The following is an 8,551-nucleotide window of genomic DNA, read 5'->3' as shown; positions in this document are numbered from 1 at the left end:
CCTGCACGTTGTGCAAAACGTGGTCCTAATTCATTAAATAATTTAGCAACAGTTTCAGTGTTGCGTGTACGAGCAAAAGCGAGGCGACGATTTGCCACACTATCTACTTTTGCTAAAGTAATTAACGGTTCAACTACTCGACGTAATTCTTTTGCTTTTGGCAAAGTTGTTTTGATAATCTCATGACTAATCAAAGAACTTGCCATATTACGAAACATCGCTTGGCGATGACTGCTATTACGGTTGAGTTGACGACCACTCTTACGATGGCGCATAACCTTATCCTTCTCAGAAAAATCTTAAACCTACGACCAAACTAGTCTTCAGCAATGCTTGCTGGTGGCCAATTTTCAAGGCGCATACCTAGTGATAAGCCTCTTGAAGCGAGCACATCCTTAATTTCAGTAAGTGATTTCTTACCAAGATTAGGTGTTTTTAATAACTCAACTTCTGTACGTTGTACTAAATCACCGATATAGTGAATTGTTTCTGCTTTCAAACAGTTAGCAGAACGAACTGTCAACTCTAAATCATCAACAGGACGAAGCAGAATCGGATCGAATTCTGGTTTTTCTTCCTTAATTTCAGGTTGACGAACATCTCGCAAATCAACGAATGCATCAAGTTGTTCTGCTAAAATTGTTGCTGCACGACGAATCGCATCTTCAGGATCAATAGTTCCGTTTGTTTCTAGCTCAATAACCAATTTATCTAAATCGGTACGCTGTTCAACACGTGCAGCTTCAACATTATAAGCAATACGGTCAACCGGGCTATAACAAGCATCTACTAATAAACGACCAATTGGGCGATCTTCATCCTGATTTTGAACACGAGCTGATGCAGGCACATATCCTCTACCACGTTGCACACGAATACGCATGTTAATTGATGCATTCTCGTCAGTTAAGTGGCAAATAACATGCTCAGGATTTACAATTTCAACATCACCATCATGGGTAATATCTGCAGCAACAACAGGGCCAATTCCAGATTTAGTAAGGGTTAGAAGAACATCATCTTTATTTTGTACTTTTACAGCTAAACCTTTTAAGTTTAAAAGCACTTCAAGAATATCTTCCTGTACGCCTTCTTTGCTACTATATTCATGCAAAACACCATCAATTTCTACCTCAGTTACAGCACAACCTGGCATTGAAGATAGAAGAATACGGCGTAATGCATTTCCTAGAGTATGACCGAAACCACGCTCTAATGGCTCTAAGATAATCTTCGCCTGTGTTGAACTAACTTGTTCAATATCAACTAGGCGTGGTTTTAAAAATTCTGTAACAGAACCCTGCATTTTATCCTCTCTTTGCTTCTAAGCACTACTACAATTATTTGGAGTAGAGCTCAACGATCAGATGTTCATTAATGTCTGCTGATAAATCAGAACGCTCAGGAACACGTTTAAATACACCTTCCATTTTAGCAGCATCAACATCCAACCAAGTTGGTTTTTCTTTTTGTTCTGCTAACTCTAACGATGCTTTAATGCGTGCTTGTTTTTTAGATTTTTCACGAACAGCAATTACATCATCAACTGAAACTTGGAAAGATGGAATGTTCACAACACGGCCATTCACAACAATTGCCTTATGACTCACTAACTGACGAGCTTCAGCACGAGTTGCGGCAAATCCCATACGATAAACAACATTATCCAAGCGACCTTCTAACAATACCAATAAGTTCTCACCAGTATTGCCTTTTAGGCGATTCGCTTCTTTGTAATAGTTACGGAACTGACGTTCTAAGATACCGTACATACGGCGAACTTTTTGTTTCTCACGTAACTGACTACCATAGTCAGACAAACGCGGTTTACGAGCACCATGTTGACCAGGTGCTGTATCAATTTTACATTTCGAATCAATCGCACGAACGCCTGATTTAAGAAATAAATCAGTACCTTCACGACGGCTGAGCTTGAGTTTAGGACCCAAATATCTTGCCATTTTCTTTCTCCAACTATCCTATTACGTCATTAAACACGACGTTTTTTCGGTGGACGACAACCGTTATGAGGAATCGGAGTCACATCAGTAATATTCGTGATACGGAAACCCGCTGCATTCAATGCACGGATTGTTGATTCACGACCCGGACCCGGACCTTTAACCATAACTTCCAAGTTCTTTAAGCCGAACTCTTTAACGATTTCAGCACAACGTTCTGCAGCAACTTGTGCAGCGAACGGGGTAGATTTACGAGAACCACGGAAACCTGAACCACCTGCGGTTGCCCATGCTAGAGCATTTCCTTGACGGTCAGTAATAGTAACGATTGTATTATTGAAAGATGCGTGAATATGTGCAACGCCATCCACAATTTGTTTTTTTACACGTTTACGTGCACGAATTGGTGTTTTAGCCATTCTTTATTTACCCCGACTATTTTTTGATCGGCTTACGTGGACCCTTACGGGTACGCGCATTAGTTTTAGTACGTTGACCACGTACAGGTAAACTACGACGATGACGTAAACCACGATAACAACCCAAGTCTAAAAGACGCTTGATGTTTAGTGTTACTTCACGGCGTAAATCACCTTCAACGGTAAATTTACCAACTTCGTCACGCAGTTTGTCAATCTGCTCTTCAGACAATTCGCTGATCTTAACATCTTCAGCAATACCCGCTGCAGCACAAATGCTTTTTGAACGAGTCTTACCGATACCATAAATTGCAGTTAAAGCGATTACAGTGTGTTTATGATCAGGAATGTTAATGCCTGCAATACGGGCCACTATGCACTCCTATATTAATTAATTTGACACCCTGATCTTGAAAAGCCCGTTTTCAGGATACTCAAACAGAGTGTCAAGGAAATAAATGAGCTGAGTAGTATAATTACTCAACCGGTTCTTTGCAAGAAAAATATCAATTAACCTTGGCGTTGTTTATGTTTGGGATCGTTACAAAGTACACGAACAACTCCCTCACGTTTAACAATTTTACAGTTACGACATAATTTCTTAACGGAAGCACGAACTTTCATTGCTTATCCCTTTTATAACTGGACTATTGTCCAAAACCTTTAAGGTTTGCTTTTTTCAACGCAGACTCATATTTTGTAGACATTAAATGACTTTGAATCTGTACGATGAAATCCATAATAACCACCACAACAATCAGCAAAGATGTACCACCGAAATAGAATTGAACATTCCAAGCAGATGTCATGATATAAGGAACTAAACAAACGAATGTGACATATAATCCCCCAATAAGGGTCAATCTAGTCATGATCTTATCAATATATCGAGATGTTTGTTCCCCTGGTCTAATTCCAGGTATAAATGCACCTGACTTTTTCAAGTTATCTGCTGTATCCCGAGGATTATATTGCATTGCAGTATAGAAAAAGCTAAAGAAAATAATTGCCACGGCATATATAACTAAGTATAACGGCTGTCCAGGATGCAATAACATTGATAAATCAGTTAACCATTCTAAACTTGAGCCTTGTCCAACCCATTGAGTTAATGTTGCTGGAAAGAGTATTATACTTGATGCAAAAATTGCGGGAATCACGCCTGCCATATTCACTTTTAACGGAAGATGTGAAGTGTGTCCACCCAAAATTTGTCTGCCTTGCTGACGCTTAGCATATTCCACTTTGATTCGTCTCTGCCCTCTTTCGACAAAAACCACAAAATAAGTAACTGCAAAAACAATAACAGCTATCAATAAAAGAACAAGAAAATGCATTTGACCAAGGCGAGCTTGCTCAATCGTTTGACCTACAGCAGCAGGTAAACCAGCAACAATACCCGCAAAAATAATCAAAGAAATACCATTACCAATACCACGCTCTGTAATTTGCTCACCTAACCACATTAAAAACATAGTCCCGGTGACCAAACTAATTACCGCGGTAAAATAGAAGCTAAATCCTAAATTAGGAACTAACCCCGGTAACATATTAGGTAAACCTGTTGAAATACCTACCGCTTGTAAAGTAGCAAGAACAACTGTTGAATAACGTGTATACTTACTAATTTTACGGCGACCAGATTCACCTTCTTTTCTTAGTTCTGCCAGTGCTGGATGAACTGAGGCTAATAGTTGGATAATAATTGATGCCGAAATATAAGGCATAATACCCAAAGCAAAAATAGAAGCTCGACTCAGTGCACCACCAGAGAACATGTTAAACATATCAATGATGGTGCCTTTTTGTTGTTCAATTAACTGAGCCAATACGGCAGCATCTATACCAGGAACCGGAATGAACGAACCAATACGGAAAACTATCAGTGCACCTAAAACAAATAACAATCTATTCTTAAGCTCACTTTTTCCGCCTTGCGTACTTCTTGCTTGATAGCCTGGTTGCTTAGCCATTAATTATTCCTCGATTGAACCGCCTGCAGCCTCAATTGCTGCCTTGGCACCTTTAGTAACACCTAATCCGCGAACTACTACTTTAGACTTAACTTCACCAGCCAAAATTACTTTAGCAAATTGAATATCCTTAGTTAAAACATTAGCTGCTTTTAATGTTTCTAGAGTTACGATGCCACCTTCAATTTTATTTAGGTCATCTAAACGAACTTCTGCTGTTACTGCAGATTTCATTGAGGTAAAACCAAATTTAGGTAAACGACGGTATAAAGGCATTTGTCCACCTTCAAATCCGCGGCGAACACCACCGCCGGTACGGGATTTTTGACCTTTATGACCACGTCCACCAGTTTTACCTAAACCAGAACCGATACCACGACCAAGACGTTTAGCACTATGCTTAGCACCTTCAGCCGGAGATAGAGTATTTAAACGCATCTATTACTCCTCCACTTTAACCATATATGAAATTTGGTTAATCATTCCTCGTACTGCTGGAGTATCAATTAACTCAACAGTATGATGCATATGGCGAAGACCAAGACCACGTAGTGTAGCTTTATGCTTCGGTAAACGAGCAATAGAACTACGAACCTGTGTTACTTTAATAGTTTTAGCCATTATCAATTACCCCAAAATTTCATCAACTGATTTACCACGTTTAGCAGCAACCATTTCTGGTGATTTCATATTTGCTAAAGCATCAATAGTTGCGCGAACAACATTGATTGGGTTAGTTGAACCATATGCTTTTGACAATACGTTACGGACTCCAGCAACCTCTAACACGGCACGCATCGCACCGCCGGCAATAATACCGGTACCCTCACTCGCCGGCTGCATAAAAACGCGCGAACCAGTATGAGTACCCTTAATAGGATGTTGTAACGTACCTTCTGTTAAAGCCACATTAACCATGTTACGACGTGCTTTTTCCATTGCTTTTTGAATCGCTGCAGGAACTTCACGTGCTTTACCATATCCAAAACCTACTCGGCCATTACCATCACCTACCACAGTCAATGCGGTAAAGCTCATGATACGACCACCCTTTACAGTTTTAGATACGCGGTTTACCGCAATTAGCTTCTCTTGCAGTTCACCAGCTTGTTTTTCGATGTTTGACATCTCAAATTACCTCAATTAGAACTGTAGACCAGCTTCACGGGCTGCATCCGCTAAAGATTGGATACGGCCATGATATTTAAAACCAGAACGATCAAAAGCTACGCCTTTAATGCCTTTTGCTAATGCTCTTTCTGCAACGGCCTTACCTACAACTGCAGCAGCATCTTTATTTCCGGTATATTTCACTTGCTCTTTAATTGCTTTCTCAACAGTAGAAGCAGCCGCAAGCACTTCCGAACCGTTTGGTGCGATGACTTGGGCGTAAATATGGCGTGGAGTACGGTGAACAACTAAACGAGTTACACCCTGCTCTCTCATCATATGACGCGCACGAGCCGCACGACGGATACGAGCTGATTTCTTATCCATAGTGTTACCTTAATTATTTCTTCTTAGCTTCTTTAATACGCACCACTTCATCAGCGTAGCGTACCCCTTTACCTTTATACGGCTCAGGGCGACGATAAGCACGAATATCTGCAGCAACTTGACCAATTAACTGTTTATCTGAACCTTTCAAAACAATTTCAGTTTGAGAAGGACATTCAGCAGTAATTCCTGCAGGTAAAACATGCTCAACAGGATGAGAAAATCCAAGACTTAAAGCAACAGCGTTTCCTTTAATTTGTGCTCTATAACCTACACCAACTAATTGTAGTTTTCTTGTAAATCCTTCAGTAACGCCAATAACCATAGAATTAACTAGCGCTCTCGCAGTACCAGACTGCGCATTACCGCCCTCAACACCCTCACGTGGTGAAAATGTCAATTCGTTATTTTCATGTTTAACTTCTACTGAATGATGAATAGAGCGAGATAACTCACCATTTTTACCTTTAATTGTTAGCAACTGTCCGTTAAGTTTTACCTCAACGCCGGCAGGAATACTAACAGGTGCTTTTGCAACACGAGACATTATCCTACCTCTCCATTAAGCTACATAACAAATGATCTCACCGCCTAAACCCGCTTGACGAGCTGCACGGTCAGTCATTACACCTTTAGATGTAGATACAACAGCAATACCTAGACCACCCATTACTTTCGGTAATTCGTCTTTACGTTTGTAAATACGAAGACCAGGGCGACTAATACGCTGAATACTCTCTACAACCGGTTTTCCTTGGAAATATTTTAACGTAATTTCCAATTCAGGTTTTACACCTTCAACTACTTTAACGCTTTCGATATAACCTTCGCTAGCTAATACATTGGCAATTGCCACTTTTAGCTTGGATGAAGGCATACTGATCGCAACTTTATTCGCAGCTTGACCGTTACGAATACGAGTCAACATATCTGCGATAGGATCTTGCATACTCATTGTGCTTTTACTCCGATTCCAAATTAAAGTGGTAAATTACCAACTTGCTTTCTTAAGACCCGGGATTTCGCCGCGCATAGCAGCTTCACGAACCTTAATACGACTTAAACCAAACTTACGAAGAACGCCGTGAGGACGTCCAGTTTGACGGCAACGGTTACGTTGACGACTAGGGCTAGAATCACGTGGTAAAGTTTGTAACTTTAACACGGCGTTCCAACGATCTTCGTCAGAGGCATTAACGTCAGAAATAATCTTTTTTAATTCTACACGTTTAGCATAGAATTTTTCAGCCAATTTCACGCGTTTTACATCGCGAGCTTTCATTGATTGTTTAGCCATTTATAACCTGCCTTACTTACGGAATGGGAAATTAAAGGCAGCCAATAGTGCTCGACCTTCTTCATCACTCTTAGCTGTGGTTGTAATAGTAATATCTAAACCACGTACACGATCTACTTTATCGTAGTCGATTTCAGGGAAGATGATTTGCTCACGCACACCCATACTGTAATTTCCACGACCATCAAAAGATTTCGCGCTCAAACCGCGGAAGTCACGAATACGTGGAACAGCAATTGTAATTAAACGTTCTAAGAACTCCCACATACGTTCACCACGTAGTGTCACTTTACAACCGATTGGATATCCCTGACGGATTTTAAAGCCAGCAACAGATTTACGAGCTTTAGTAACCAAAGGTTTTTGACCGCTAATTGCTGCTAAATCTGCTACTGCATTATCTAGCAATTTTTTATCGGTCAATGCTTCACCCACACCCATATTCAGGGTTATCTTTTCGATTCGTGGGACTTGCATGACAGACGAGTAGTTGAATTTCGTTTTCAATTCATTTACTACTTGCTCTCTGTAGTAATCATGCAGTTTCGCCATCGCATTACTCCAGTTTATTATTAAATAATTTCATTGTTAGATTTGAAGAAACGTACTTTTTTGCCGTCTTCAAATCTAAAACCTACTCGGTCAGCTTTGTTTGTTTTCGGGTTAAAAATTGCAACATTTGATACATCAATTGCAGCTTCTTTCTTCACTAAACCACCCTCTTTGCCTAATGCAGGTACTGGTTTTTCATGTTTAGTGATGATATTTACACCTTCAACAATCACTTTACCGTTAGATAACACTTTTGTTACCTTACCGCGCTTACCTTTGCTTTTGCCGGTAAGCACAATTACTTCATCATTTTGACGGATTTTTGCAGCCATTACATTCTCCTTACAGTACTTCTGGAGCTAAAGAAATGATCTTCATGAATTTCTCAGAACGAAGTTCACGAGTCACTGGTCCAAAAATACGAGTACCGATTGGTTGCTCAGTGTTATTATTTAAAATGACACAAGCATTACCATCGAAACGAATAACTGATCCATCTGGGCGACGAACACCCTTCTTGGTGCGCACAACAACCGCTTTTAACACATCACCTTTTTTTACTTTACCGCGCGGAATTGCTTCTTTTACAGTAACTTTGATAATGTCGCCAATAGCAGCATAACGACGGTGCGATCCACCTAGAACCTTGATACACATTACGCTGCGAGCGCCTGAATTGTCAGCAACATCCAGCATAGTCTGTTCTTGGATCATATTAGTGCTCCGTTAAATTAAAAAACCACCCTTGCGGGACGAACCTGTCCGCACAGTCAAAACAGAACGGCGGGCAGGTTGCGGATTCTATCAAAAGAAAAAGAGAAAGGCAACGATAATTTGCCTTCCTCTTCTTAA

At 40.3% G+C, this 8,551-nt stretch carries 17 protein-coding genes; all 17 read right to left on the bottom strand.

The window, feature by feature from the left end; translation table 11 throughout:
* Positions 1 to 275: 50S ribosomal protein L17 (gene rplQ, locus Q0203_RS01525; protein ID WP_297929039.1), on the bottom strand; the 275-nt coding region annotated here is incomplete at its 3' end.
* A 41-nt stretch (positions 276 to 316) separates the two neighbouring features.
* Entirely contained in the window at positions 317 to 1,306 is a 990-nt protein-coding gene (gene rpoA / locus Q0203_RS01520) for a DNA-directed RNA polymerase subunit alpha (protein ID WP_021615539.1), read from the bottom strand.
* Between the two features lie 34 nt (positions 1,307 to 1,340).
* Entirely contained in the window at positions 1,341 to 1,961 is a 621-nt protein-coding gene (gene rpsD / locus Q0203_RS01515) for a 30S ribosomal protein S4 (protein ID WP_021615540.1), read from the bottom strand.
* Between the two features lie 29 nt (positions 1,962 to 1,990).
* The gene (gene rpsK, locus Q0203_RS01510; protein ID WP_021615541.1) at positions 1,991 to 2,380 is read right to left on the bottom strand and encodes a 30S ribosomal protein S11; all 390 of its coding nucleotides are present in this window, start codon (positions 2,378 to 2,380) and stop codon (positions 1,991 to 1,993) included.
* Between the two features lie 16 nt (positions 2,381 to 2,396).
* Positions 2,397 to 2,753: a 30S ribosomal protein S13 gene (gene rpsM / locus Q0203_RS01505; protein ID WP_033002424.1), complete on the bottom strand. Its 357-nt coding sequence runs from the start codon at positions 2,751 to 2,753 to the stop codon at positions 2,397 to 2,399.
* Between the two features lie 137 nt (positions 2,754 to 2,890).
* Positions 2,891 to 3,004 carry a 50S ribosomal protein L36 gene (gene rpmJ / locus Q0203_RS01500; RefSeq protein WP_021615542.1) on the bottom strand — a complete coding sequence of 38 codons (114 nt, stop codon included), beginning with the start codon at positions 3,002 to 3,004 and terminating at the stop codon, positions 2,891 to 2,893.
* A gap of 23 nt (positions 3,005 to 3,027) precedes the next feature.
* On the bottom strand, positions 3,028 to 4,353 hold the full coding sequence (secY, locus tag Q0203_RS01495; RefSeq protein WP_021615543.1) for a preprotein translocase subunit SecY: 1,326 nt from the start codon (positions 4,351 to 4,353) through the stop codon (positions 3,028 to 3,030).
* 3 nt (positions 4,354 to 4,356) lie between these two features.
* Positions 4,357 to 4,791, bottom strand: coding sequence for a 50S ribosomal protein L15 (gene rplO / locus Q0203_RS01490; protein ID WP_021615544.1), 435 nt, complete (start codon positions 4,789 to 4,791; stop codon positions 4,357 to 4,359).
* A gap of 3 nt (positions 4,792 to 4,794) precedes the next feature.
* Positions 4,795 to 4,974 carry a 50S ribosomal protein L30 gene (gene rpmD / locus Q0203_RS01485; RefSeq protein ID WP_005715766.1) on the bottom strand — a complete coding sequence of 60 codons (180 nt, stop codon included), beginning with the start codon at positions 4,972 to 4,974 and terminating at the stop codon, positions 4,795 to 4,797.
* Between the two features lie 6 nt (positions 4,975 to 4,980).
* Positions 4,981 to 5,481 (bottom strand): 30S ribosomal protein S5, encoded by a 501-nt coding sequence (gene rpsE / locus Q0203_RS01480; RefSeq protein ID WP_021615545.1) that lies wholly within the window; start codon positions 5,479 to 5,481, stop codon positions 4,981 to 4,983.
* A 15-nt stretch (positions 5,482 to 5,496) separates the two neighbouring features.
* A complete protein-coding gene (gene rplR / locus Q0203_RS01475; protein ID WP_021615546.1) occupies positions 5,497 to 5,850 on the bottom strand; it encodes a 50S ribosomal protein L18 in 354 nt (117 codons plus the stop codon).
* A 13-nt stretch (positions 5,851 to 5,863) separates the two neighbouring features.
* Positions 5,864 to 6,397, bottom strand: a complete 534-nt coding sequence (rplF, locus tag Q0203_RS01470) for a 50S ribosomal protein L6 (RefSeq protein WP_005548778.1) — start codon at positions 6,395 to 6,397, stop codon at positions 5,864 to 5,866.
* Positions 6,398 to 6,412: 15 nt separating this feature from the next.
* Positions 6,413 to 6,805 (bottom strand): 30S ribosomal protein S8, encoded by a 393-nt coding sequence (gene rpsH, locus Q0203_RS01465; RefSeq protein WP_290520992.1) that lies wholly within the window; start codon positions 6,803 to 6,805, stop codon positions 6,413 to 6,415.
* 36 nt (positions 6,806 to 6,841) lie between these two features.
* Entirely contained in the window at positions 6,842 to 7,147 is a 306-nt protein-coding gene (gene rpsN, locus Q0203_RS01460) for a 30S ribosomal protein S14 (protein WP_005701877.1), read from the bottom strand.
* Between the two features lie 12 nt (positions 7,148 to 7,159).
* Positions 7,160 to 7,699 carry a 50S ribosomal protein L5 gene (rplE, locus tag Q0203_RS01455; protein WP_021615548.1) on the bottom strand — a complete coding sequence of 180 codons (540 nt, stop codon included), beginning with the start codon at positions 7,697 to 7,699 and terminating at the stop codon, positions 7,160 to 7,162.
* A gap of 20 nt (positions 7,700 to 7,719) precedes the next feature.
* Entirely contained in the window at positions 7,720 to 8,031 is a 312-nt protein-coding gene (gene rplX / locus Q0203_RS01450; protein ID WP_021615549.1) for a 50S ribosomal protein L24, read from the bottom strand.
* A gap of 10 nt (positions 8,032 to 8,041) precedes the next feature.
* Positions 8,042 to 8,413: a 50S ribosomal protein L14 gene (rplN, locus tag Q0203_RS01445; RefSeq protein ID WP_005619403.1), complete on the bottom strand. Its 372-nt coding sequence runs from the start codon at positions 8,411 to 8,413 to the stop codon at positions 8,042 to 8,044.
* Positions 8,414 to 8,551 lie beyond the last annotated feature (138 nt).

Source organism: uncultured Aggregatibacter sp. (assembly GCF_938046485.1).
Taxonomy (GTDB): Bacteria; Pseudomonadota; Gammaproteobacteria; order Enterobacterales; family Pasteurellaceae; genus Aggregatibacter.
The sequence above is the reverse complement of the archived record's forward strand: the minus strand, read 5'-3'. Positions and strand labels throughout refer to the sequence as shown.